The sequence below is a fragment of the uncultured Muriicola sp. genome, assembly GCF_947258935.1.
GTDB lineage: Bacteria > Bacteroidota > Bacteroidia > Flavobacteriales > Flavobacteriaceae > Muriicola.
In genome coordinates, this window is the sequence record NZ_CAMYKH010000012.1 from 1 (window position 1) to 24808 (window position 24808).

24 protein-coding genes, 1 tRNA gene and 1 pseudogene are annotated in these 24808 nt (G+C 41.4%); 17 read left to right on the forward strand and 9 right to left on the reverse strand.

Annotation, left to right across the window (positions count from 1 at the left end):
- From Q0X72_RS03365 to Q0X72_RS03385, 5 genes and pseudogenes are all read left to right on the forward strand, one after another.
- The coding region (locus Q0X72_RS03365; RefSeq protein WP_297762013.1) for a hypothetical protein at positions 1-468 on the forward strand (468 nt) is incomplete at its 5' end.
- A gap of 20 nt (positions 469-488) precedes the next feature.
- Positions 489-1130 (forward strand): annotated as a pseudogene (clpP, locus tag Q0X72_RS03370) (ATP-dependent Clp endopeptidase proteolytic subunit ClpP); the annotation flags it as partial.
- Positions 1107-1973 carry an MFS transporter gene (locus Q0X72_RS03375; RefSeq protein ID WP_297762141.1) on the forward strand — a complete coding sequence of 289 codons (867 nt, stop codon included), beginning with the start codon at positions 1107-1109 and terminating at the stop codon, positions 1971-1973. The pseudogene clpP and the gene Q0X72_RS03375, both read left to right, overlap by 24 nt.
- 38 nt (positions 1974-2011) lie before the next feature.
- Positions 2012-3277 (forward strand): glycoside hydrolase family 2 TIM barrel-domain containing protein, encoded by a 1266-nt coding sequence (locus Q0X72_RS03380; RefSeq protein ID WP_297762015.1) that lies wholly within the window; start codon positions 2012-2014, stop codon positions 3275-3277.
- Between the two features lie 66 nt (positions 3278-3343).
- The gene (locus Q0X72_RS03385; protein ID WP_297762017.1) at positions 3344-6817 is read left to right on the forward strand and encodes a hypothetical protein; all 3474 of its coding nucleotides are present in this window, start codon (positions 3344-3346) and stop codon (positions 6815-6817) included.
- Between the two features lie 6 nt (positions 6818-6823).
- On the opposite strand, the gene Q0X72_RS03390 is transcribed toward Q0X72_RS03385, so the two are convergent.
- The 3 genes from Q0X72_RS03390 to Q0X72_RS03400 form a co-directional block, all read right to left on the reverse strand.
- A complete protein-coding gene (locus tag Q0X72_RS03390) occupies positions 6824-7237 on the reverse strand; it encodes a DUF6691 family protein (RefSeq protein ID WP_297762019.1) in 414 nt (137 codons plus the stop codon).
- Complete coding sequence (locus tag Q0X72_RS03395) at positions 7234-7797, reverse strand: YeeE/YedE thiosulfate transporter family protein (RefSeq protein WP_297762021.1); 564 nt, start codon at positions 7795-7797, stop codon at positions 7234-7236. Before Q0X72_RS03395 ends, Q0X72_RS03390 begins: the two co-directional genes overlap by 4 nt.
- Positions 7798-7914: 117 nt before the next feature.
- A complete protein-coding gene (locus tag Q0X72_RS03400) occupies positions 7915-8394 on the reverse strand; it encodes a hypothetical protein (protein ID WP_297762023.1) in 480 nt (159 codons plus the stop codon).
- Positions 8395-8675: 281 nt separating this feature from the next.
- Between Q0X72_RS03400 and Q0X72_RS03405 the strand changes: the two genes are divergently transcribed.
- Genes Q0X72_RS03405 through Q0X72_RS03450 form a run of 10 tightly spaced genes read left to right on the forward strand, consistent with a single transcriptional unit; the run spans position 8676 to position 18410 of the window.
- On the forward strand, positions 8676-10487 hold the full coding sequence (locus tag Q0X72_RS03405; protein WP_297762025.1) for an acyl-CoA dehydrogenase: 1812 nt from the start codon (positions 8676-8678) through the stop codon (positions 10485-10487).
- 34 nt (positions 10488-10521) lie between these two features.
- A complete protein-coding gene (locus tag Q0X72_RS03410; protein WP_297762027.1) occupies positions 10522-11298 on the forward strand; it encodes an SDR family NAD(P)-dependent oxidoreductase in 777 nt (258 codons plus the stop codon).
- Between the two features lie 28 nt (positions 11299-11326).
- Positions 11327-12544, forward strand: a complete 1218-nt coding sequence (locus Q0X72_RS03415) for an acyl-CoA dehydrogenase family protein (RefSeq protein WP_297762029.1) — start codon at positions 11327-11329, stop codon at positions 12542-12544.
- A 2-nt stretch (positions 12545-12546) separates the two neighbouring features.
- The gene (locus Q0X72_RS03420; protein WP_297762031.1) at positions 12547-13626 is read left to right on the forward strand and encodes a phosphotransferase family protein; all 1080 of its coding nucleotides are present in this window, start codon (positions 12547-12549) and stop codon (positions 13624-13626) included.
- Between the two features lie 12 nt (positions 13627-13638).
- Complete coding sequence (locus Q0X72_RS03425; RefSeq protein ID WP_297762033.1) at positions 13639-14397, forward strand: SDR family NAD(P)-dependent oxidoreductase; 759 nt, start codon at positions 13639-13641, stop codon at positions 14395-14397.
- 19 nt (positions 14398-14416) lie between these two features.
- Positions 14417-15190, forward strand: a complete 774-nt coding sequence (locus Q0X72_RS03430; protein WP_297762035.1) for an enoyl-CoA hydratase/isomerase family protein — start codon at positions 14417-14419, stop codon at positions 15188-15190.
- 6 nt (positions 15191-15196) lie between these two features.
- Complete coding sequence (locus tag Q0X72_RS03435; RefSeq protein ID WP_297762037.1) at positions 15197-16198, forward strand: NADP-dependent oxidoreductase; 1002 nt, start codon at positions 15197-15199, stop codon at positions 16196-16198.
- A gap of 6 nt (positions 16199-16204) precedes the next feature.
- Entirely contained in the window at positions 16205-17179 is a 975-nt protein-coding gene (locus Q0X72_RS03440; RefSeq protein ID WP_297762039.1) for an NADPH:quinone oxidoreductase family protein, read from the forward strand.
- A 19-nt stretch (positions 17180-17198) separates the two neighbouring features.
- A complete protein-coding gene (locus Q0X72_RS03445) occupies positions 17199-17936 on the forward strand; it encodes an SDR family NAD(P)-dependent oxidoreductase (RefSeq protein WP_297762041.1) in 738 nt (245 codons plus the stop codon).
- A gap of 9 nt (positions 17937-17945) precedes the next feature.
- Positions 17946-18410: a MaoC family dehydratase gene (locus Q0X72_RS03450; RefSeq protein WP_297762043.1), complete on the forward strand. Its 465-nt coding sequence runs from the start codon at positions 17946-17948 to the stop codon at positions 18408-18410.
- On the opposite strand, the gene Q0X72_RS03455 is transcribed toward Q0X72_RS03450, so the two are convergent.
- Positions 18391-18711 carry a hypothetical protein gene (locus Q0X72_RS03455; RefSeq protein WP_297762045.1) on the reverse strand — a complete coding sequence of 107 codons (321 nt, stop codon included), beginning with the start codon at positions 18709-18711 and terminating at the stop codon, positions 18391-18393. The genes Q0X72_RS03450 and Q0X72_RS03455 overlap by 20 nt on opposite strands.
- A 326-nt stretch (positions 18712-19037) precedes the next feature.
- Positions 19038-19111 (reverse strand) — tRNA-Arg (locus Q0X72_RS03460).
- Between the two features lie 111 nt (positions 19112-19222).
- Here Q0X72_RS03460 and Q0X72_RS03465 point away from each other — a divergent pair.
- On the forward strand, positions 19223-19735 hold the full coding sequence (locus Q0X72_RS03465) for an adenine phosphoribosyltransferase (RefSeq protein WP_297762047.1): 513 nt from the start codon (positions 19223-19225) through the stop codon (positions 19733-19735).
- On the opposite strand, the gene Q0X72_RS03470 is transcribed toward Q0X72_RS03465, so the two are convergent.
- The 3 genes from Q0X72_RS03470 to Q0X72_RS03480 form a co-directional block, all read right to left on the reverse strand.
- Complete coding sequence (locus Q0X72_RS03470) at positions 19732-19884, reverse strand: SsrA-binding protein (protein WP_297762049.1); 153 nt, start codon at positions 19882-19884, stop codon at positions 19732-19734. The two genes, Q0X72_RS03465 and Q0X72_RS03470, sit on opposite strands and share 4 nt — an antisense overlap.
- Before the next feature lie 495 nt (positions 19885-20379).
- Positions 20380-22209 (reverse strand): M56 family metallopeptidase, encoded by a 1830-nt coding sequence (locus Q0X72_RS03475; protein WP_297762050.1) that lies wholly within the window; start codon positions 22207-22209, stop codon positions 20380-20382.
- On the reverse strand, positions 22209-22568 hold the full coding sequence (locus Q0X72_RS03480; protein ID WP_297762052.1) for a BlaI/MecI/CopY family transcriptional regulator: 360 nt from the start codon (positions 22566-22568) through the stop codon (positions 22209-22211). The genes Q0X72_RS03475 and Q0X72_RS03480 overlap by 1 nt, the downstream gene beginning before the upstream one ends.
- 151 nt (positions 22569-22719) lie before the next feature.
- Here Q0X72_RS03480 and Q0X72_RS03485 point away from each other — a divergent pair, with 151 nt between their 5' ends.
- A complete protein-coding gene (locus Q0X72_RS03485; protein ID WP_297762054.1) occupies positions 22720-23655 on the forward strand; it encodes a calcium/sodium antiporter in 936 nt (311 codons plus the stop codon).
- Between the two features lie 98 nt (positions 23656-23753).
- Here the strand turns inward: Q0X72_RS03485 and Q0X72_RS03490 are convergent, their stop codons facing one another.
- On the reverse strand, positions 23754-24776 hold the full coding sequence (locus Q0X72_RS03490; RefSeq protein WP_297762056.1) for a glutamine synthetase beta-grasp domain-containing protein: 1023 nt from the start codon (positions 24774-24776) through the stop codon (positions 23754-23756).
- Positions 24777-24808: the final 32 nt, after the last annotated feature.

The following is a 24808-nucleotide window of genomic DNA, read 5'->3' on the forward strand; positions in this document are numbered from 1 at the left end:
GATCGCCTCAAGGCGCATCTCAAGAACCTCGTCCTGAACGGCTTGCTCGAACACAACGAAATCATCGCGCCGGCGGCGCTGATCGCCGAAGAGATCAACAATTTGCGGGCGCAGGCCGCGCAGCGCATGAATCGAGACCCGTCGGAGGTCGATGCGTCGAGCTTTCCGGATGAACTGTTTCGCGAAGAAGCGACCCGCCGCGTGCAGCTCGGACTATTGATTGGTGAAGTCATAAAAATGGAAAAAATCGAGCTGGATCAGGAGCTTGTCGAATCCACCATCGAGGAAATGGCCATTTCCTACGAGCAGCCCGACCAGGTGCGCGAGTACTATCGGCAGAATCAGCAGGCCCGCTCCAGCGTCGAGAGCATGGTGCTTGAAGACCAGGTCGTTGCCCATATCTTGGAACAGGCCAATGTCACCGAAAAGCCGGCAGGTTTCGAAGATTTGATGAACGGCAAACTGTAACCACGAACCACGGACCGCAGATGAAAGATTATCGCAACAATTCCGGGATCGATTCGATCCTGCCTGACTACCTCGATCCACAGGCTAACCTGGTACCGATGGTGGTCGAGCAATCCGCCCGCGGCGAGCGCGCGTACGATATCTACTCGCGCCTGCTCAAGGAGCGCGTCATTTTCGTCGTCGGACCGATCGAAGACCACATGGCGAATCTGATCGTCGCCCAGCTGCTGTTTCTCGAGTCGGAAAATCCGGACAAGGACATTTCGCTGTATATCAACAGCCCCGGCGGTTCGGTTACCGCCGGACTCGCGATTTACGACACGATGCAGTTTATCCGGCCCGACGTCAGCACCCTCTGTACCGGTCAGGCCGCGAGCATGGGTGCAATCCTGCTCGCCGGTGGCAGCGCGGGCAAGCGCTATGGCTTGCCGCATTCGCGGGTCATGATTCACCAGCCGCTCGGCGGTTTCCAGGGACAGGCCAGCGATTTCGAGATTCACGCCAAGGAGATACTCGCGGTTCGGGCAAGATTGAACAGCCTGCTGGCTCATCATACCGGCAAGAAGGACAGCGAGATCGATCGGGATACCGAACGTGATAATTTCATGAGCGCGGAACAGGGCGTTGAATACGGTCTGGTGGATAAAGTAATCGATCGACGGGTAGATAAGAAAGAAGAAAAAGGCAGATTGGCCGATATTTTCAAAAGTAAATACGCCACTATCATGGTAATTGCACTGGGTATTGCATTCTTCCAACAAATTACAGGGATCAACGCCGTATTCTATTACGCACCAACCATATTTGAACAGGCAGGTGGTAGTACAGATTCCTCATTTCTGCAGGCTATTGTGGTAGGGCTAACCAATTTGGTGTTTACGCTGGTAGCTATATGGCTCATTGACAGACTGGGAAGAAAACCACTGTTGTTAATAGGAACAACCTTCATGACCATAGCTTTACTGATGGCTACCTATGCTTTTAATAATGCTACCTACGATTTTAATGATACAACCCTGGAGAAGGTGTCAGATCAGGAAGTTAAAACTGCTCTTGCCGACCTGAATGGGCAGTCTTATGATGGCCAGGCCGTACTTTTTGAGGCAGTTCAAGAACATCTAAATGAGGCTCAATTTCTTGTTTTTAAGCGTAATGAGATCACCAATTTTATACAGATAAATGCTACACTGGTCTTAATTGCTATATTATTATATGTTGCTTCTTTTGCTATTTCGCTGGGGCCTGTAATGTGGACCCTGATCTCGGAGATATTTCCAAGCAAGATAAAAGGTATTGCTGTTTCCGTAGTGGGTTTTTTTAACTCTTTGATTAGTTTTTCTGTAACCCAGGTATTTCCATGGGAACTTTCTAATCTGGGGCCAACCGTTACATTCGCTCTCTATGCGCTATTGTCATTATTTGCGGTTCTCTTTGTCTACAAATTCGTGATAGAAACCAAAGGCAAGACTTTAGAGGAAGTAGAAGAACTATTGATAAGACAGTAGCATAAAATTAAAAGTCTACTTTTTCAATGCCAATTAAAATGACCATACATACCACATCAGAAGATAAAAAACTAAATGCGTTAAAACCTGCTAAGGTAGAGATTGAAGAAACTAAGGGGGCATTTCAGTTGTTGGTAAATAAAGAACCTTTCTTTATCCGGGGTGCCGGACTAGAATTTGGCGATATTAAAACACTCGCAAAACACAAGGGTAATTCTTTTCGAACCTGGCGTACAAACAATGGCAGAAGAACCGCCAGGGAAATATTGGATGAGGCACATAAATATGGACTAATGGTTTGTATGGGTCTTGAAGTAGGACGGGAGCGCCATGGTTTTGATTACAATGATCCCAATGAAGTAAACAGGCAATTAGAAGCTATTAGAAAAGAAGTTTTACAATTAAAGGATCATCCGGCCCTGTTGATGTGGGGTATTGGTAATGAGCTCAATCTCAGGTATACTAATGCAAAAGTTTGGGATGCAGTGAATGATATCTCTAAAATGATTCATGAGGTAGATCCGAATCATTTAACTACCACTAGTTTATCCGGGATATTCAGAAAAGAGGTACAATGCATCAAAGAACGATGCCCGGATCTGGATGTTCTTTCCTTTCAGCTATATGGTAGTCTGCCAATTTTACCAAAAAAGGTTCGTCAATTTGGATGGGAAGGTCCGTATATAGTTTCTGAATGGGGTGCAACCGGACATTGGGAAGTGCCCAAAACCTCGTGGGGAGCACCTATTGAAGAGAACAGTACGGTAAAAGCGGCAAATTATTTAAAGCGGTATAATGCAGGGATAGGGGCAGATCCTGAACAGTGTATAGGCTCTTATGTTTTTCTCTGGGGAAACAAACAAGAACGAACGCCAACCTGGTATGGAATGTTCCTGGAAGATGGAGAGGAAACTGAAGCCGTAGATGTAATGCACTATATTTGGAACGGATCCTGGCCAGTTCACAGATCACCCAAAATAGATTCGTTCATCCTAAATGGAAAAACGGCTTATGAAAATGTAATCCTCGCCCCGAACCAGAAATACCCGGCCATTGTTGAAACCACTAATTACCAAAATAACCCTATTAAATATCGGTGGGAAGTATTACCTGAAAGCACAGATCTGAAGGACGGGGGCGATTATGAGGAAAAACAAGCAGCGGTAGAGGGTGTTTTAAAAGAACAAGATGAGAATACTGTATTTATAAAAACCCCGGCGGCGGGAAAATATCGGTTATTTGTGTATGCAACAGATAGCAATAAACTAGCGGCCACTGCCAATATTCCATTTTTAGTGGAATAGTACACGGGTTTTTTAATCAGATGATCCAAAAATTAAAATGAAATATTAAAATATAATGCAATTACCATGGGGAAAGCAATTAAAATAGGGGAAAATATAATACACACGGGATCAGCGAAAGTTTCAGGCAGTCAGGTGATTATAGACAATGAGGCATTTTATAAAATTGGGAATAGTAACGAGATGCGACCTTTTTTTATGAGTATCGTTAGCGAATCTAATCATTGGATGTTCATATCCAGTAATGGCGGGCTAAGTGCAGGAAGGAAGAACAGCGAGTTTGCCTTGTTCCCATATTATACAGATGATAAGATCACCGAGTCTGCAGAGATCACCGGCAGTAAAACCATCTTACGAGTAAAGAGCGGTTCAGAAACTTATCTGTGGGAGCCATTTTCCGATAAATACAAGGGTCTTTATAGTATCCGCAAAAACCTGTATAAAAACATGTATGGGAATAAGGTAATCTTTGAGGAGATCAATGAGGATCTCAAGCTTACCTTTACCTATCAATGGAACTCCAGCAATCAGTTTGGCTTTGTAAAGCGCAATAAGCTTACAAGTCAGTCGGATAAGGAAATCAAGGTAGACATCCTCGATGGAATCCAGAACATCCTTCCCTATGGTGTTACCACGGAGCTTCAAAATTCCCGAAGTAATCTGGTAGATGCCTATAAGAAAAATGAATTGTTGCCATCATGCGGCTTGGGAATATATGCGCTTAGTGCCATTATTGTTGATAAAGCAGAACCGAGTGAGGCATTAAAGGCTAATGTGGCCTGGTCCCTCGGGTTCAAAAAAGCGACCTATCTGGTGTCATCTCTTCAATTACAAGATTTTAAAGAGGGTACCTCCCTCACACAGGAAACCGATATCAGAGCCGAGAAAGGAGCCTACTTTGTGAATGCTAATACTACAATAAAGGCCAATGATTCCACAGAATGGATGATCATTGCCAATGTAAACCAGAGCGTTTCCGGCATTGCCGATCTTAAGAGTAGACTAAAATCACCTGCAAGTCTCGAAAAGGAAGTAAAGGCAGATGTAGAAATGGGAACCAAAGGATTGCGCATGTTAGCAGGGGCTGCCGATGGTTTGCAAAGTACACGAGATCAACTCAGAACATCCAGGCACTACGCCAATGTGTTGTATAACATTATGCGTGGAGGCATATTTGATCACGATTACAATGTAGAAAGAGCCGATTTAAGTACTTATTTACAGAATGCCAATAAGAAGGTTTTTGAATCATTTTCAAAACAATTGGAACAATTACCAGAAGTTTTTAGCGTACAGACGCTGAGGGCTCTTTCTATGAAAAGTAAGAATGCAGATTTTCAGCGACTTTGTCTGGAATACCTGCCCTTAAAATTTAGTCGTAGGCACGGGGATCCAAGTAGGCCATGGAATAAATTCTCCATCAATACCCGAAGTGAGGTAGACGGCTCCAAGATCCTGGATTACGAAGGCAACTGGCGAGATATTTTCCAGAATTGGGAAGCTCTTGCACATTCGTATCCGGAGTTCATGGACAGTATGATACACAAGTTTCTTAATGCCTCTACTTTTGAAGGCTATAACCCTTACCGGGTCACTAAAAGTGGTTTTGACTGGGAGGTAATAGAACCCAATGATCCATGGTCCTATATAGGGTATTGGGGAGATCATCAGATCATTTACTTATTGAAATTCCTCGAGTTCATTGAAGATTATTATCCTTCGAGACTTGCCGAGTATTGGGATCAGTCATTATTTGTATATGCCAATGTTCCTTATAAGATAAAAAGCTATTACGATATTATAGCAGATCCTAAGGATACTATTATTTTTGATCATGACCTGGATCATAAGATCAATGGTTTCAAAGAAAAAGTTGGAGCAGACGGAGCATTATTACAAGGGCATAACGGTAGGGTTTACCATGTAAATCTGGTAGAAAAATTATTGGCAACAATGCTGGCCAAGTGTTCTAATTTTATACCGGAGGCAGGGATCTGGCTCAATACACAGAGACCGGAATGGAACGATGCTAACAATGCATTGGTTGGCAATGGAGTATCTATGGTAACGCTGTATTACCTGCGCAGGTTTTTGGTAAAATTCAGGCAGATCATAGAAAAAAATGCCACGAATAAAGTGGAAGTATCTGAGGAATTGGTCCAATTCTTTAAATCGGTGGTGCTAACCCTGGAAACCCATAAAAATAGTCTCGAAGGGTCTTTCTCAGACCATGAACGCTTACAGATTATGGACGGTCTTGGCATGGCTGGGAGCGACTACAGGGAGCAGATCTATAATTCAGGATACAGCGGAAGAAAAGCTTCCATATCAAAGAACGAACTGCTGCAATTTACAGATACAATGTTGCCATACCTGGAACATTCAATAGACGCTAACCAGCGTGAAGACAATTTGTTTCACTCTTATAATCTTATCGAAATTGGGCCTAAAAAAGGAACTTCTGTAGATTATTTAAGTGTAATGCTCGAAGGGCAGGTCGCAGTATTAAGTTCGGGTTATTTAAGTCCGGAGAATGTACTCCGCCTGCTAGACAATCTGAAACAAAGCGCCTTGTACCGCAAGGATCAGTTCAGTTATATTCTGTACCCCAATAAAGAACTGCCGCGCTTTATGGACAAGAATGTAATACCAGCATCAGCTATAAAAAGTTCGGCACTATTAACACAATTGGTGAAGGAGGGCAACGGGCAGATTGTGGAACAGGATACTGACGGGGCTTTCCATTTCAGTGGAAATTTCAACAATGCGAAAGATCTGAAACATGCTTTGGAGGTATTAGAAACAAAATCTAATTCAAAGTTGGTAAACAAGGAAAAAGAAATGATCCTGGAAATCTTTGAGGAAGTCTTCGATCATAAGTCGTTTACAGGAAGATCGGGCACATTTTTTGGCTATGAAGGCCTGGGATCTATTTACTGGCATATGGTATCTAAATTGCTGTTGGCTGTGATGGAATGCTGTAAGAGTGCCATTGAACAAGGAGCAAAAAAAGAAGTGATACAGGGTCTTATGACACATTTCCATGAGATCAATGAAGGTATTGGTGTTCATAAATCCCCGCAACTATACGGGGCATTCCCAACAGATCCCTATTCTCATACACCGGCAACCAAAGGGGCACAGCAGCCCGGTATGACCGGGCAGGTAAAAGAAGATATTCTAAGCCGTATAGCCGAATTAGGAGTTGAGGTCCGGGATGGAAGGCTTTCTTTTGGAGTAGGTTTGTTACAAAAGGAAGAGATCCTTACGGAGAATCAGGAATTTGCATACATAGGCCTAGATCAAAAAGAGCAGTCTATTTCTTTACCACCCGGATCATTAGCTTTTACCTATTGTCAAACCCCTGTGGTCTATACTTTTGGTAAGGAAAAAGCTGTGGAAATTTTGTTCAAGGATGGATCGGTACAGAATAATAATGACGTAATTCTAGACCCTGAGACAAGCACCAAGATCTTCCAGAGAACGGGAGAGATCAGTATGATCAAGGTATCTCTTCCTTTGGAGGAAGTACCTATGTAAAAGCAATTAATGGGGCAGTTTATTACGTATTAAACCGTAGACAAAAGTGCCAAGGATGGCCCCTCCAATAACGAGCAACATACTAAAAACTCCAGTACCAACAAGGATGTACATAGGACCCGGACAAGCCCCGGCCAATGCCCAACCCAATCCAAAGATCGTTCCTCCAATCAGAAGGCGAAACATACCTTTATCCTTGGGATGTATTATGATAGTATCGTTCTCTATGCTTTTCAGTTGAGTTTTTTTGATAATCCAAATGGCAATGATTCCTAATAGGACTGCAGATCCAATAATTCCGTACATATGGAAGGATTGAAACTTAAACATCTCAAAGATCCTGTACCACGAAACTGCCTCAGATTTTACCAGGACGATCCCAAAAAAGATTCCGACAAATAAAAATTTCAACAATTTCATACGGTAAATATTAAAGGGAATAAAACATGGATCATTAGTAAGCCTCCTATAAAGAAACCAATAACTGCAACAAAAGATGGCCACTGCAAATTACTCAAGCCGGTAATGGCATGGCCCGAGGTACAGCCTCCGGCATAGCGGGTTCCAAAACCAACTATAAATCCTCCGCCGATGAGTATAAGTAATCCTTTCAAACTCCAAACCGAGTCCCAATCATAGAGTTCTGGCGGCAACAGCGTAGCACCTGCATTCTTAAATCCAAGTTCATTGAGGTCCGATACTGTTGTTGGATTCAGATCAATCACCGACCCATCAGACAAGAACGTGACCGCTATAAAACCACCTATAACAGCACCTAGAACCACCGTAAGATTCCAGCGATGTGCTTTCCAATCCTGTTTAAAAAAAGATGCGTATTTACCAGCTCCCCCTATACTGCATAAAGTACTCAGGTTGCTAGACATCCCGAAGGTTTTACCAAAGTAGATCAGTGTAATCATGACCAAGGATATCAGAGGCCCTGAAACATACCATGGCCACGGTTGTAAAATAATTTCCATGCCTTAATTTTTTGCAAAGATACAGTATAGTGTTTCGTGAATTGTAATCCTTTTTTAAAGGAGTTAAACGTATAGATCTATAAGATGAATTTTTTTTCTGCCGGTAATAGTTAAACCTTATTGTTTTTGATAGACCATTCGCTGAAAATCGGGTAAGTTTTTGCCTTCCGTCCGTGTTAGGACAGAGCCATTTAGGGAATAAGTTCCTTCAGTTCCCTGTGAGAGAACGATCTGGTTGTTCACCAGGTCCCAGGTGCCGGTTGTAGATTTATTATCACCACAGAAAATGGCGTATTGGTCGTTGGTAATAGAAGTAATATTTAGCTGGATAGCAAACAAACTAAAACTGAGGTCCTCCCGTAGAATAATACTGGCGTTAAGGCAGTCTAGCTCATCCAACAGATCTTCGGAGGATACATCATCATTATTGAGATCCTGTGCTGGACTAATTATATATTCAGTGAGATTGTACATTCCGGAAATTGCTTCTAGTTGTTCCTGTGAGATGCTGTGTTCTTCAGAAGAAGATTTAGAACAAGAGGTAAATAGAATTAATATTAGCACTGTGAACAACCTGGTTGCGGGATGTAATTTCATAACAGATAATTTTTTACAAAGGTAGTGCTTATAGGCTTTTGAAGACAAACGATACAACTTCTTTATTCTAATTAGGTTCTTGTCTAATATATTGTCATTTAATAACGCATTTTCTATAGCTTGTGGAAATTCCTTATCCCCATCTAAATAAGTTAAATTATTATCCAGGGGAGCTGATTTTAAAGCTTCATTTCCAAGTTTTTTAAGGAACTACTATCAGCATAAGGTAGTGCCCATTTAAACGCTTATCTTAGAAGACTGAATAAATACACAATAGCACTATGGCAAAGCAATATATAGACATGGACACTCTGAAATTTTTACTTTTTGATGTCCACAACCTTCAAACAGTCCTGAAACAGGATAGGTATTCGGATTATGATCTGGAGTCTATAGATATGATGTTGAATGCCGTCAAAGATTTTGCGGATAAAGAGATGTTTCCCTATTTCAGGGAGATGGATGAAAATCCTGCTCACTATAAAGATGGAAAAATAGTAGTGCACCCACAAGTAACAAAATACATGAAGGCTGGTGGTGACATGGGTTTTATCTCAGGACCATTTAGTACGGCTTCAGGCGGTATGCAAATGCCAGCTATGGCGGTCAATGCATCTGCCTATATTCAGGAAGCAGCTAACAATCAATTACCGGGATATATAGGTTTGACCATCGGTGCTGCAGAACTCATCACTCATTTTGGCAATCAGGAATTGAATGACACCTATGTTCCTAACATGTTAAGCGGAATATGGGGAGGTACCATGTGTTTAACAGAACCACAGGCAGGTAGTTCACTTTCGGATATTGTTACCTCCGCAACGCCAGATGGAGATACTTATAAGATCCATGGGCAGAAAATATTTATTTCTGCAGGAGATTATGAGGGAGCCGAAAACATAGTTCACTTAGTATTGGCCCGTATCAAAGGGGCACCGGCAGGCACCAGGGGCATCTCACTTTTTGTGGTTCCAAAGAACAGGCCGTCTGCAGAGGGAGGCTTAAGATCTAATGATGTTACTACCGTTGCCGATTTTCAGAAAATGGGGCAGAAAGGCTATTGCACTACACACTTGTTCTTTGGGGATAAGGAAGATTGTACCGGGTGGCTGGTAGGAGAAGCACATCAAGGGTTAAAATATATGTTCCTGATGATGAACGGAGCCAGAATTGGTGTGGGCAGAGGTGCTGCTGCGATAGCTACGGCAGCGTATCACGCTTCCTTAAATTATGCAAATGAAAGACCTCAGGGACGTAAATTAACCAGCACCGGCAAAAAAGATGTAGACCAGGAGCAGACACTTATTATCAATCATCCTGATGTGCGTAGAATGTTGCTGCTGCAAAAAACCATCTCTGAAGGTTCCTTGAGCCTTATTTTATTGGCAGCAAAATATCAGGATCTTTCACTAGCGCTAGCAGATCCGAAAGAACGGGAAAAATATACACTGTTATTGGAAATAATGACCCCCATAGTAAAAACGTATCCATCAGAATTGGGTAAAATAGCTGTAGACTTAGGGGTTCAGGTTCTTGGTGGATATGGCTTCTGTTCAGATTATATCCTACAGCAATATCTAAGGGATATACGGATATTTTCAATTTATGAAGGAACAACAGGCATTCAATCTCAGGATCTCCTGGGCCGAAAGATAACCATGGACAAGGGCCGTGCATTTCAATTATTATCTGAGGAGATATCAAATTCCATAAAACAGGCAATGAACCATGAATCCCTGGTCCCGTACGCCAAAATACTAGGTGAAAAAGTAGGTTTGGCTCAAAAGGTGGTTCAATCTCTCATGGGATTTGCAATGAAAGGAGATTATGAACGCTTCCTATCCGATGCTACCGTATTTATGGAATTTTTTGGAAACATAACAGTAGCCTGGTTGTGGTTAGATATGGCCAGAAGCGCACAAAGTGCTTTGGTCGATGGAGACACTAATTTTACCGATGATTTCTATAGTGCGAAGATCCATGCAATGAAATTTTATTTTAAATATGAACTTTCAAAAACTACTTCTTTGGCTGAAGTGCTTACTAATAAGGAGGTGTTAACGGTACCAACTGAGACTAAAATATTTGCTTAAAAACTATAAAATCCAAAAAGACAGCATACTGAATATGGATACTTTAAAATCAAAATTTAACCTCAAGGGGAAAGTCGCTATTATTACAGGCTCGAGCAAGGGGATAGGGAAGGCAATTGCCCTTGGCCTGGCAGAGAATGGTGCTAAAGTAGTGATCAGTAGCAGAAAACAAGAGGCCGTAGACAAGGTAGTGGATGAATTCAAAGCTATGGGTCTGGAGGCGATAGGCATACAATGTCATATTGGTGATTCTCAGGAGCGCTCATCTCTTATTGCCAAAACTATGAAGCAGTATGGAAGGATAGATATTTTAGTGAATAATGCAGCTATCAATCCGTATTATGGTCCTCTGGAAGGTTCGGACGAAGCGGTGTTCGATAAGATCATGGATATTAACGTGAAGGCACCCTGGCTGCTTTCCAATTTAGTGTTGCCTTCTATGAAAGAAAATGGTGCCGGTAGTATTATCAATATCTCTTCTGTGGAAGGGCTACGACCCGGATTTGGTCTGGGGCTTTACAGTGCCACCAAATCTGCTTTAATAATGCTTACTAAAAATCAGGCTAAGGAATGGGGAAGATACGGTGTAAGGGCTAATGTAATATGTCCGGGATTAATTAAAACCAAATTCAGTGAAAGCCTCTGGAGTGATGAAAAACTGGTTGAGAGATTTACCAAGTCGCTACCCATGAACCGTATGGCCAATCCGGATGAATTGGCCGGTTTGGTCTTGTTATTGGCTTCTGATGCCGGGTCGTATATGACCGGAGGTGTTTATGTTGCCGATGGAGGCTATTTGGTATCCGGATAGATATGAATAAAATACAAATAGTATCAAAATGAATTTTGAACACAGCACAAGGTCTTTAGAGTTTCAGGATAAATTGAATCGCTTTTTTGAGAAAAACATTCTACCCGTTGATGATGAGGTTACTTTATTCTATAGCGATACCAAGAATATCTGGAAAAAATGGCCGGGGTTGGAGGAGTTGAAGGAAAAGGCCAAAAAAGCGGGATTATGGAATTTATTCTTGCCAAAGGGGTATGGATCATTAAGCCCCGGACTTAGCAATTTGGAATATGCTCCCCTGGCAGAATATATGGGCCGGATACAATGGTCCTCAGAAGTATTTAATTGTAGTCCGCCAGATACCGGGAATATGGAAGTATTGGCCAGGTATGGTACTGCAGAACAACAAGAGCAATGGTTGCGACCTTTAATGGAGGGCACTATCAGATCTGCTTTTTTAATGACAGAACCAGAGGTAGCTTCTTCCGATGCAACTAATATTGAAACTGCTATTGTCGAAGACAAAGATGAGTATGTGATTTCCGGAACTAAATGGTGGTCATCTGGCGGGATGGATCCACATTGCAAGATTGCCATTGTCATGGGAAAAACAGATTTTGAGGCACCCAGACACCTGCAGCAAAGTATGATATTGGTCCCTATGGATACACCCGGTTTAACTATTAAACGACCATTAAGTGTTTTTGGGTACTATGACTCTCCCGAGGGGCATGCAGAGATTACCTTGGATAGCGTACGGGTATCAAAGAAAAATATACTGCTTAGTGAGGGAAAAGGATTTGAAATTGCTCAGGGTAGATTGGGTCCCGGAAGAATTCATCATTGTATGCGACTTATTGGAATGGCGCAAAGATCATTGGAGCTAATGTCACAAAGGGCTTCAGAACGAATTGCTTTTGGGAGATCTCTGGATACCTATAGCAGTATTCGTCAGGATATAGCCCGTTCCCGATGTGAAATAGAACAAACGCGACTACTGGTTCTTTCCGCAGCAGATAAAATGGATAAAACCGGAAACAAGGAAGCCAAAGACCTTATTGCCATGATCAAGATAGTAACGCCCAGCATGGCCGAAAAGGTCATAGACCGGGCGATACAGATCATGGGAGGCAAAGGGGTGAGTCAGGATTCTCCCTTAGCACACTTCTATGCGGCTGCCAGAACACTGCGATTAGCAGACGGACCAGATGAGGTTCATATGAGTCAGTTGGGGAAAAACACCATCAAACAATATATCAGTCAATAATAATGTCAGTGAAGGAGGTCACAAAACCGGTTCGAAAAGGAGAAGAACTCAATGAAAAAGATCTTAAAAGGTTTTTACAAAGTCATGGGCTTATACATGATGAAAAAAGTGAAATGACCGTGGGTCAGTTTCAAAATGGCTATTCCAATCTTACCTATCAGCTCAACATTGAAGAAAAAGAATACGTACTTCGAAGACCACCTTTTTCAGCACCTAAACGCGGTCACGATATGGGCAGAGAATTTAAAGTGCTAGACTCATTGCACAAGGTATTTAACAAAACTCCTAAGGTATATGCTTACACTGAAGATCCTAAAATACTCGGTGTACCATTTTACATCATGGAAAAGGTAGAAGGGATTATCCTGACCACAAGAGAGGCCAGTGAAAGAAAGTTAAACCCTTCTGAATTCAGGACCATCTCGGATACATGGTTAGATACCTTTGTAGAACTCCATGAACTGGACTATAGGGCTGCTGGCCTGGAATCACTTGGCAGGCCCAAAGGCTATGTGGCCAGGCAAGTTACCAACTGGGGGAGACAATATATGGCCGCAGCTACAGAGGATGTACCCAGTGCAAAAAAGGTAATGGCATGGATGGAAGAACATCAGCCAAGGCAATATTCTTACAGCCTTGTTCACAACGATTATAAATATGATAACGTCGTATTTTCAGATACGCAATGGAATAGGATAGTGGCCATTTTAGATTGGGAAATGTGCACTTTGGGAGATCCATTAATGGACCTTGGAACATCCCTGGGGTATTGGACCTCTGCCAATGATGCCGAAATAATGAAACAAGGCCTCCCTTCCCCAACAGTGATGGAGGGCAATCCTTCGCGAACAGATATTGTACAGCAATATGCACTAAAAAGTGGTAGAAATATTGACAATTTGACCTTCTATTTTGTGTATGGATTGTTTAAAATAGCCGTGATCGCTCAGCAGATCTATTACAGGTTTAAGCACGGACATACCACAGATAAGCGCTTTGCCCAATTGAACAAGGTGTCTGCCCTTTCCTGTAATACGGCCTGGCAAGCCATTCAAAAAAATCAAATAGATAATTTGTATTAAGCTAGAAGAAAAATGGAATTGAAAAAAAAAGTAATAGTTATAACCGGAGCAGGAAGCGGTATAGGAGCGGCCTCCGCTGCGCTAATGGCTTCCTTAGGGGCCAAGGTCATCGCTTCAGATATCAATCTGAAAAATGCCGAAGAAGTGGTTCGTGAAATAAAGAAAGCGGGAGGTGTTGCCACCGCATATCAGGCAGATGTAACCAGGTACGAAGAGGTAGATGCTTTGCTGAGTCAGGTGATTAAGGAACATGGTAGTATTGATGTACTAGTAAACAACGCCGGGATTGGGGGCAGGAACCAAAAAAAGACAGCAGAACACACCCTGGATGATTGGCATAATGTTATAGCAGTAAATCAGACAGGGGTATTTTATTGTATGAAATTGGCCTTAAAGCAGATGACGGAGCAGGGATATGGTAACATTATTAATATTGCTTCTTTGGCAGGCCTGAAACCAACGGGAAATAATCTTTCCTATAGTGCCAGTAAATTTGCCGTAGTAGGAATGACAAAATCGGCTGCTTTGGAATATGGGAGTAAAAATATTCGGATCAATGCAGTTTGCCCGGGCTATACCCATTCGTCACTCTTAGATCAATTATTATCTAGTAGGCCAGATATGGAACAAAAGTTAAAACAGTTGATCCCAATGGGCCGATTTGGAGAAGCCACAGAGGTAGCCGAAACCATTGCCTGGCTCGCTTCAGATGGTTCAAAATACATCACGGGACAGACTATTACCATAGACGGGGGAACATCCCTGCTTTAAATAAAGGACAACATAAAGAATGAATACACTAAAACTCATAAAAAAAGAAGGCTATACCATTGTTCAAATGAATAGGGGGAAGGTGAATGCCATTAATCACGAAATGGTGCAGGAACTTAGGCAGGTCTTTAGCGAAATTGAAAAGGATGACAAAGTAAAAGGAGTGATCCTGTCAGGGCAACCACACTATTTTTCAGCAGGCTTGGATCTTATTGAACTTGTTCAGTATAACGAGCAACAGATCCACGATTTTTTTAGTGCCTTTGGAGTATTATACCTGGAACTGGTGCGCTTTACAAAACCGTTTATAAGCGCAATTACGGGTCATTCCCCTGCCGGGGGTTGTGTCCTTGCTGTTGCCAGTGATAATCGATATATGGCTACCGGAGGCAACTATGTGATCGGACTTAACGAGGTGGCTGTCAACATCCAAATATCACAAAACCTTACGGAAGGATATGCTTTCTGGATGGGGGAAGGTCTTGCGAACAGGTACATTCTGGAAGGTAAGTTACTTTCGGGTGTTGAGGCTAAAGCGGCAGGTTTGGTAGACGCCCTGCTTCCATTGGATGAGGTCCTGGAGCATTCAGAAAATAAGATGAGGCATTATTTGAAGGCAGATCCTGAAATTTGGATCAACACTAAAAAGAAACTCAGAAGACATTGGCTGGATAAGCTTGATCCGGATCCGGAAAATTCCCTAAAAGAAGCGGCTACCTTATGGTGGAAGCCCGAAATTAGGGCAAAGATGATGGCCTATGTTGCTAGTTTTTCCAATAAAAAGAAAAAATAAATGATAATGAACAAACAACTCTTATTTGTAAAAAGACCCATTGGAGAAGCAGATGCTTCTACCTGGTCATTAGAAACCAATCCTATTCCCGAAATTAAAGAAGGGCAAATACTGGTTAAACAGCATTATGTTTCTCTGGATCCCGCCATGCGCGGATGGATGAACCAAGGTAAATCCTATATCGAACCAATGGCTATTGGCTCTGTAATGCGTGCCGGTTCTGTTGGGGAAGTGGTTGCTTCGAAAAATTCAAAATTTAAGGTGGGCGACCATGTTGCAGGAACAGGGGGGGTACAGCAATATTGTGCGACAGATGGGCAAGGATTTTACCAGGTAGATCCAAGAATTGCTCCCTTGCCAACCTATATTGGTGCGTTGGGAATGACCGGAATGACAGCCTATTTTGGAATTACCGAAGTGGGTAAGATAAAAGAAGGTGATGTGGTTCTTGTTTCCGGTGCTGCAGGTGCCGTTGGTAGTATTGTTGGTCAAGTTGCGAAGATCAAAGGGTGCAGGGTAGTTGGGATAGCAGGCGGTGCAGACAAATGTAGTTATGTAGTAGATGAATTGGGATTTGATGCTTGTATAGATTATAAAAATGAAAATGTAGCTACCAGATTAAAAGAAGAATGTCCAAAAGGGATCGATGTGTATTTTGACAATGTAGGGGGTGATATTTTAGATATTGCCTTAACCAGATTGCGGATGCACGCCAGGATCGTGATCTGCGGTGCCATTTCTCAGTACAACAATAAACTGGCAGTAAAAGGTCCTAGCAACTATCTGTCTCTTTTGGTGAATAGGGCCACCATGCAGGGCATGGTTGTCTTTGACTATGCGCCAAGATATGCTGAGGGAGCTAAAATTCTGGGTGGCTGGATGGCAGAAGGAAAAATAAAGGCTCGTGAAGATATTTATAAAGGAATAGAGAATTTCCCCGAAACATTTAAGCGATTATTCTCAGGAGACAAACTGGGTAAATTGGTCTTGAAAGTAATTGAAGATTAAAAAGTGATGAAGGCAATACGTTGTAAGGTTTATGGACCACCCTCATCTTTGGTTTTAGAAGAGATGGATGGCTTAAGTCCTAAGGAAAACGAGGTGGTGGTGCAGGTAAAAGCTTGCGGCATTAATTATCCGGATACTTTAATTATTCAGGGACTTTACCAATTTAAACCGGAACTACCTTTTACTCCCGGCAGTGATTTTGCGGGAATTATAAAAAGCGTAGGAGAAGGGGTGAAACACCTTGCAATTGGTGATGCCGTTTTTGGCTTTGTGACCTTTGGCGCCATGGCAGAAGAAGTAGTGGTGCAGGCAAACGCCTGCTTCCGAAAACCAGAGAACATGGATTTTCCGGTAGCGGCCTCCTTTATGATCGCCTATGGAACTTCGTATCATGCGCTAAAAGATCGTGCTCAACTTCAGCAAGGGGAGACCTTACTGGTTTTAGGGGCTTCCGGAGGAGTTGGCCTTGCCGCGGTTGAACTGGGAAAGTTGATGGGAGCCAACATTATTGCTGCAGCCTCCACTGATGATAAATTAGCATTGTGTCGCGAATATGGCGCAGACCAGACCATTAATTATAGTAAAACAGATTTAAAGTCGGCAATCAAAGAACTCACAAATGGAAAAGGCGTTGATGTTATTTACGATCCTGTTGGCGGAGATTATACCGAATCAGCTTTTAGGGGGATGGCCTGGGAAGGAAGATATCTTGTGGTAGGATTTGCAGCGGGGAACATACCAAAGATCCCCTTGAACCTTGCATTATTAAAAGGAGCTTCCCTTGTGGGCGTTTTTTGGGGCACTTTTGCGATGAAGGATCCAAAGGCCAATATGGAGAATGCAATGACTTTAATGAAATGGTATGGAGAGGGAAAGCTTAGACCTCACATTCATAAAATATACGACCTTGAGGATACTTCAAAGGCATTGCAGGAGATGATGGACCGGAAAGTAAAGGGCAAATTAGTGGTAAAAATGTAAACATTAAATTAGTTGATGAATGAGACTACAAGATAAAATAGCCATAATTACAGGTGGTGCAAGGGGAATAGGGCAGGCGATATCCGAACTCTTTGCTAAAGAAGGTGCCACGGTCATTATCCTGGATCTGCTGCCTCAGGGGCAGAAAGTTTCGGACGGGATCAACGCTAATGGGGGTAAAGCTGAATTTCATTCGGTTTCTGTCACGGATAAGAAAGCCATTGAGGGCCTTTTTAGTACCATACACAAGAGATATGGAAAAATAGACATCCTTATTAATAATGCAGGAATAACCAGGGACAGAACGTTAGAAAAGATGAGCGAAGAAGAATGGGATGCCGTTATTGACGTGAATTTGAAGGGCGTGTTCTTGTGTACCCAGGCCGTTATTCCGTATATGAAAGCCAGTAAATATGGACGAATAGTAAGTGCGGCATCTAATGTTGGCTTACGAGGTAATTTTGGGCAGACGAATTATGCGGCAACCAAAGCCGGTGTTATTGCTATGTCTAAAACCTGGACGGTTGAATTTGGAAAATATGGTATCACTGCAAATGCGATTGCGCCCGGATTTACGATGACGGATATGGTAGATAAGATTCCTGAGGAGCACTTTGCGGCAATCAAGGCAAGTATCCCATTGAAAACGGTAGCAGAGCCTATTGATATTGCTTATGGGTATTTGTATCTGGCATCGGATGAGGCGCGTTTTGTATCCGGGATCTGTTTGACAATAGACGGAGGAACATCACGATAAATAGAAACCATGGCAAAACTTGAAGTTAAAGATTTTAAAGCATTTAGAGAGCTGGAGGGTAAGACAATTCCAACAGGGGATTGGCTATCCATTACCCAGGAAATGATCAATGACTTTGCGAAAGCCACTATGGATTTTCAATGGATCCATATTGATGTAGAGAAGGCCGCCAAATACTCCCCCTTTAAAAAACCTGTGGCTCATGGTTTTATGTCGGTTTCCCTTCTGGCCAAGCTGTTGGGAGATAGTATACTGGTAAAGTCGGCCAAGATGGGTGTTAACTACGGCTTGAATAAAGTTCGATTCCCTAGTCCGGTGTTGGTGGATAGTAGAGTTCGTTTAAATGGCCGCGTACTAAAGATTGAAGATTATGGAGAAAATGGTCTTAAGATCACCTGGAATTGTGAAGTGGAGATAAAGGGATCAGAAAAACCTGCATGTGTGGCGGAGTTTATTAGTTTGATGTTTGAGTAGGAATTTCAAAGGATGACCAACCGTTTGCCATAGATAGTACTTCTTTTAAAAAGCATACAGGATTCATTTCGCTTCGCATAATGTTACTGACAAACCTGCTTGCCTTGCCTACGGCAGATAAACCGGCCAGCCTTCCGAAGTCTCGTACGGAGGACAGGCAGGCAGGGCTCGCTTTGAACAAAACAGGATTACTCGTTACACTCGTGATCCTTTGAGCTCCCCTTTGCAAATAGAAAGTCCATCGCTTATGCGGATATGTTATCCGTACCTCCCTAAAGGCAGGTTTACATGCCGTAGGCATGGCTCAGCTTTTTAAAACAAACAGGATTACTCGTTTCACTCGTGAGCCTTTGAGCTCCCCTTTGCAAATAGAAAGTCCATCGCTTATGCGGATATGTTATCCGTGCCTCCGCACAGGCAGGTTTACATGCCGTAGGCATGGCTCAGCTTTTTAAAACAAGCAGGATTACTCGTTTCACTCGTGAGCCTTTGAGCTCCCCTTTGCAAATAGAAAGTCCATCGCTGACGCGCTGTTTTTTATTTTACTCCGCCACCTGAAAGCCAGGGCTTCCGGGGCTCCGTAAAACAAAAAATCCATTACTTGCGTAATGGACTTTCTGATTGTAGTGACCTCGACAGGATTCAAACCTGTAATCTCTTGAGCCGTAATCAAGTGCATTATTCAGTTATGCTACGAGGCCTTTATACTTTCTTTCTAAATAAAACTCATTATAGGTGCTGCTCGGTACTTCTAATGGGCTGCAAATATATTTCTTTTTACATTTAGGGCAAAATTAAGCGAAACCAAATAGATGGATTTTAAGAAGTTTGTGCGAGACATCCCCGATTTCCCTAAACCAGGGGTGAGTTTTAAAGATATTACCCCTTTGTTAAAAGATCCTGAGGCGCTGAAAGCGGCTTCCGACGCCTTGGTAGATTTTATTGGAGATCAAAAGATAGATAAAGTGGTTGGGATGGAAAGCAGAGGATTTTTTTACGGCCCGATCTTAGCGGTAGCTCTCAAAGCCGGATTCGTACCAGTACGAAAAGTTGGGAAATTACCGTATAAGAAAATTAGTCATACTTATGACCTCGAATATGGGACAGATACACTAGAGATCCATGAAGATGCTATTCTAAAAGGCGAGAAGGTATTGGTTCACGATGATGTATTAGCCACCGGGGGAACCGCAAAGGCTACCTGCAAACTTGTTGAAGCCCTTGGCGGGGTGGTTGTTCAGTGTAACTTCCTCCTGGAAATTACAGCGCTCCAAGGTGCTGCAAAATTGGTTGGTTATGAGGTAAAATCCTTAATGCGGTTCTAATCTAATGCCCTGGTGGTGATATAGTACCTCCAGCCTATAAGAGCCATTTGAACACTACTGGCTCTGGAAAGATCTAATCGTCTTTTAGAAAACGATGGAAGTACTAATTTGTTGATTTTGGCAAGTATCTTAAATATCATCTTTCCCATGTTCCAAAAATAGGTATTCTTACGAAGTTTTTTAAAACCTATTTCCGGCGATCTTTATAAGAGCATACTAATTAGTAAGATAAATACCTGAAGGATTAATTTAGCTAGTGCGATCATAGTTTTATTTTAAAGTGATGTTGTCTTTTGTTTTATAATATTTGAAGAAGATAGAAAAGCACCCTTATCGCACCAAGGAAAACAATCATTTTTAATAAAATTACATACATTTATGTAAGTAAAATGATAAATACTATTCTATATTAAAACTTTGTATCTACAACTTTGTTTTAAATAGTAATAGATATTATCATTAATTCTTTCATACTGTAATAATTGTAGGGCGATTTTGAACTTTTTTTTCAATTTGTAGACAGAAAATGAATAAAAAATACGCTTTTCTTAAGTATTCATCTTTTTAATTCAAAAAAACCGATCAGGCAGGTGATCGGTTTTTTTCAGGTTGTTGTTAGTTGTTTTCTTACTTGACCCTCACATTCAATTCTTTTTGGTGGTAATTTCTACCACCCCGTCTTTGGCTTTCTTACCATACTTTTCAATTGCTTTGTCTCCTTTCCAGACATTTACAGTGGCGATATCCTTAGGAGATAGGGACTTAAACTTTTTCTCGTTTACTTCTTTGCCATCAATTATATAAAGAGGTTTTTCACCTTTTTCAGAATCCAAAAAGAAAAATGCCTCTCCTTCACCTTCAATGATCTCAATATCTTCCTCATCATCAGAGTCTTTTATGATAAAGACATTTTTATCTTTTCCACCTTCGGATTTTATCACCTTTATGTGTTTTTCATGTTCGCCACCTTCATGTAGCTCCATTTCCTCCCCATCATCTCCAATAACTAATTTCTTTGTAATGATCTTTATGTCATCATCATCGCCACCTTTGATCCTTTTTACAATGATTCTTTGTTCATCTTCATCATCTCCACTCTTCCTGACCTTTATTTTTTTGGTGACATTTCCTTTTTCATCAGTTGTTACTTCTTCATCCTCGGTGACTTTGATTACCACAATACCTTCATCTTCCATCTTCTCCATCATCTCTTCCGTAATTTCAGAATCCTCTTCCATGACCCATTTCATCTTTGTTTTCATAGATTTTGAACCAAACTCCATGTCATCATCTCCTCCCATGAACATTAATTGACCTTCAGGATCAAAAACAATAGTAACCGGGTCTATTGGGTCCCCATCATTGTCAAAGCTCGATGATCCATGAAATTCTTTTCCTTCGCTCTTCTTAGAATTCATATCAACATCTAGCGTAATGATCTCTTTTTTAGCATTTCGCACTACGGTATAAGAGAAATCAATTCCCTCCTTGGTCATATCCTGCTTAATTTTTTCCAATTCGGCATCTGATGTGTCCTTGGTGATCTTTACCTCTATTTTTTTATCGGAGTCAAGAGTTAACCAATTAACTTCTGTAGAAGCACTATTAGGCACATAGATCTCTTTAGTGTTAAAACTGAAGAGGAAGAGGGCAAGGGCAGGAAGTACCAGGGCCGACTTCAACATATTCGCTTTTTTTGATTGTGATTTTTGTAACATGACGATTCGTTTTTTGATTAATGAATTATAAAATTGATTGACGATAGGGATGGGCAACGCATGCCCTGAAACTTTTAATAACGCGTATTGATATTTCTTTATAGAGGGTAGGGTGGTAGTTGCACTGGCATCGGCCAGAAACTCCAGATTTTGTCGAATGGTATTTCGATATAAAAAACTCATAGGATTTATCCAAAGTACCACGGTTATAAGATGACTGATAAGGATGTCCAAAGAATGCTTTTGCGAACAATGAGCTCTTTCATGAGCTAAAATGGCTTCTAATTCTACTTCGTTATATAAGGATGGATTGTAAACGATATAATGGAAGAATGAGAACGGAGCTATTTTTCTGGATGTTTCAATATAAACCAGGCCTCCACGTTTTGTTTTGTTGGCTGAATGTAAAAATACAGATCGTAAGGAGAACACTTGTATGCCAAGCCGTCCCAATAGAAATAGCATTCCTGCGATATAAAGCACTGTGGCAATCAACCATAGATCTAAGCCCGATTCTTGAAAAGCTACCGAAGGAGATGATGAGTTAGAGACAATTTGTGTAAACGAGGTTGGAACCATTTCTATATATACCGGAATAGTGAGAAACGGACAAAGCAAGGCACAAAAAATACCAATGAGTAAAAAACGCCTGTTTTCTTTGAACAACGTTTCCTTTTGCAGGAAAAATAGATAGACGGCATAGAATATACCCAGGATCCCGGACGATTTTAATATGTATACAAATACTGTTTCCATCACTTTTTCTTTTCGATGAGCTTAATGATTTCCTTTAATTCTGCTACCGAGATCTTCTCTTCTTTCGCAAAGAAAGACACCAGACTTTTATAAGAATTGTCGTAAAAGTCAGCTATAGTTGCATTTACAAACTGTTTTCTATAGGCTTCTTTTGGAATAAGGGGATAGTACCTATGTGTGTTCCCAAAAGCTTCATAGCCTACGTACTTTTTATCTTCCAGATTTCGTACAATGGTAGACAGTGTATTATAATGAGGCTTATCTTCCTTCATCTCGGCAAGGATCTCCTTTACGAATGCCTTTTTTAACCGCCATAAGATCTTCATGATCTCTTCCTCCTTGTTAGTAAGCTTTTGCATAGTAAATTTTGTTTGATCAAATATAAACTAAAAAAATAGTTGAAAAACTAAATAAATAGTTAAAAAACTATAAAACTAGTTTGTATGGTTTTTTGTACTTTTTACGGACAAATTGATTTAGCATAGTATTTTTAACGAAACTACTTTCCTTTTGAATGTATTTTTCATCATTCTTGGTTTACTTCTTTTAATCTTAGGAGGCAATTGGTTATTAAAGTCGGCAGTGTCACTTTCGCTACGGCTCAATATTCCCAGGTTTATCATTGGGATGACCGTTGTGTCGTTTGCTACCTCTGCACCGGAATTGATCGTAAGTGTGAATGCGGCATTGGAAGGTTTTCCGGATCTGGCGCTTAGTAATGTCGTTGGATCCAATATTGCAAACCTTGGCCTGGTGTTAGGGATCATTCTACTTTTAGCACCTATAGATGTACGGAAAGCCTTTTATATTACAGATTGGCCTGTAATGATGGCGGCTTCCTTATTATTTTTCTTTTTTATATACTACGATGGGGTACTGGTAGCATATGAGGGTACTATCTTGCTAGTGGCACTCTTTTTGTTTCTTGTCTTTCTGCTAAGATTCCAGAAACCCGCAGTAGTTGAAGAAGAACACGAAGATATTGCGCCACTTCCTTTGTACAAGGGAGTTTTGTTCCTGGGGCTGGGGGGAGTTGGACTTTGGGCCGGATCCGAATTTCTGATCACGGGAGCCATAGGGCTGGCCACATTTTATCAGGTAAGCGAACGAATCATTGGAATAACCATAGTATCTGTTGGTACCAGTATCCCGGAATTAGCTGCCTCGGTCATAGCTATTTTAAAAAAGGAAAAAGCTATAAGTTTAGGTAATTTAATAGGGTCCAATATATTTAATTTATTGGCAGTTTTAGGGATTACATCACTTGTAACGCCCATAAAGGTAATAGATCAGGGACTATTAACCAGTGATATATTTTGGATGTTGGGATTTGCTTTTCTTGTCCTTCCTTTGGTGTTTATTCCAAAAGGGCTGCGGCTGGGGTGGCGAGACGGTATAATATTACTAGTGGGATACGCTGCCTTTCTTTATTTTACTCTTAGTTAAAAAGATCTTTGGGATTTCTTAAGCAAGTCCTGCAACAAAATAAAAAACCGTTTCCGGGATTCCCCAAAAACGGTTTTTATGTAAATTAAAATTTGCTTTTAGGCGGTAACACCTATGTTCGCAGACTTTACGGTTTTAATAATTCTACCGGCAATTTTGTATGGATCTCCGTTAGAAGCAGGTCTTCTGTCTTCCAACCATCCTTTCCATCCATTTTCCACAGTAATAATAGGAATTCTAATGGAAGCACCTCTGTCCGATACGCCATAGCTAAAATCTTTAATAGAAGCCGTCTCGTGAAGTCCGGTAAGTCTTTCATCATTAAAAGCACCGTAGACATCTATGTGATTTTCAGCAACAGGCCTGAATGCTTCACATATTTGCTCATAGACCTCTTTGGAACCACATGTTCTCAATGTTGTATTAGAGAAATTGGCATGCATTCCTGAACCATTCCAATCTCCTTTAACAGGTTTTGGATGTAATTCAATATAGTAGCCATATTTTTCTGTGAGCCTATTTAATAAATAACGGGCGATCCAGATTTCATCACCTGCTTTCTTGGCACCTTTGGCAAAGCACTGAAATTCCCATTGTCCGGGTGCTACTTCCTGGTTGATACCTTCAAAATTGATGCCGGCAGCTATACAGATATCCATATGCTCCTCAACAAAATCGCGTCCCCAGGTATACCTTCCACCTACAGAACAATAATATTTACCCTGAGGCCCGGGAAATCCTCCTCGTGGAAACCCTAACGGTAAATCAGTTTCAGTATCCATCAAGAAATATTCTTGTTCGAAACCGAACCAGAAATCATTATCATCATCATCAATTTGTGCACGATGATTTGATGGGTGAGCAGAGCCATCGGCACTTAAAACCTCACACATTACTAAAAATGCCTTCTTTCTTTCCGGATCCGGGTATATCGCAACAGGTTTTAGTAAGCAATCGGAGGATCCTCCTACTGCTTGTTCTGTTGAGCTCCCATCAAAAGACCAGATTGGACAATCTTCCAGTTTTCCACTAAAATCATTTTCTATTTTAGTTTTACTTCGTAGTTCTTGAGTTGGCTCATGCCCATCCAACCAGATGTATTCTAATTTTGTCTTGCTCATAATCTTATTAGTTAATTTTTTACGATCTCCAA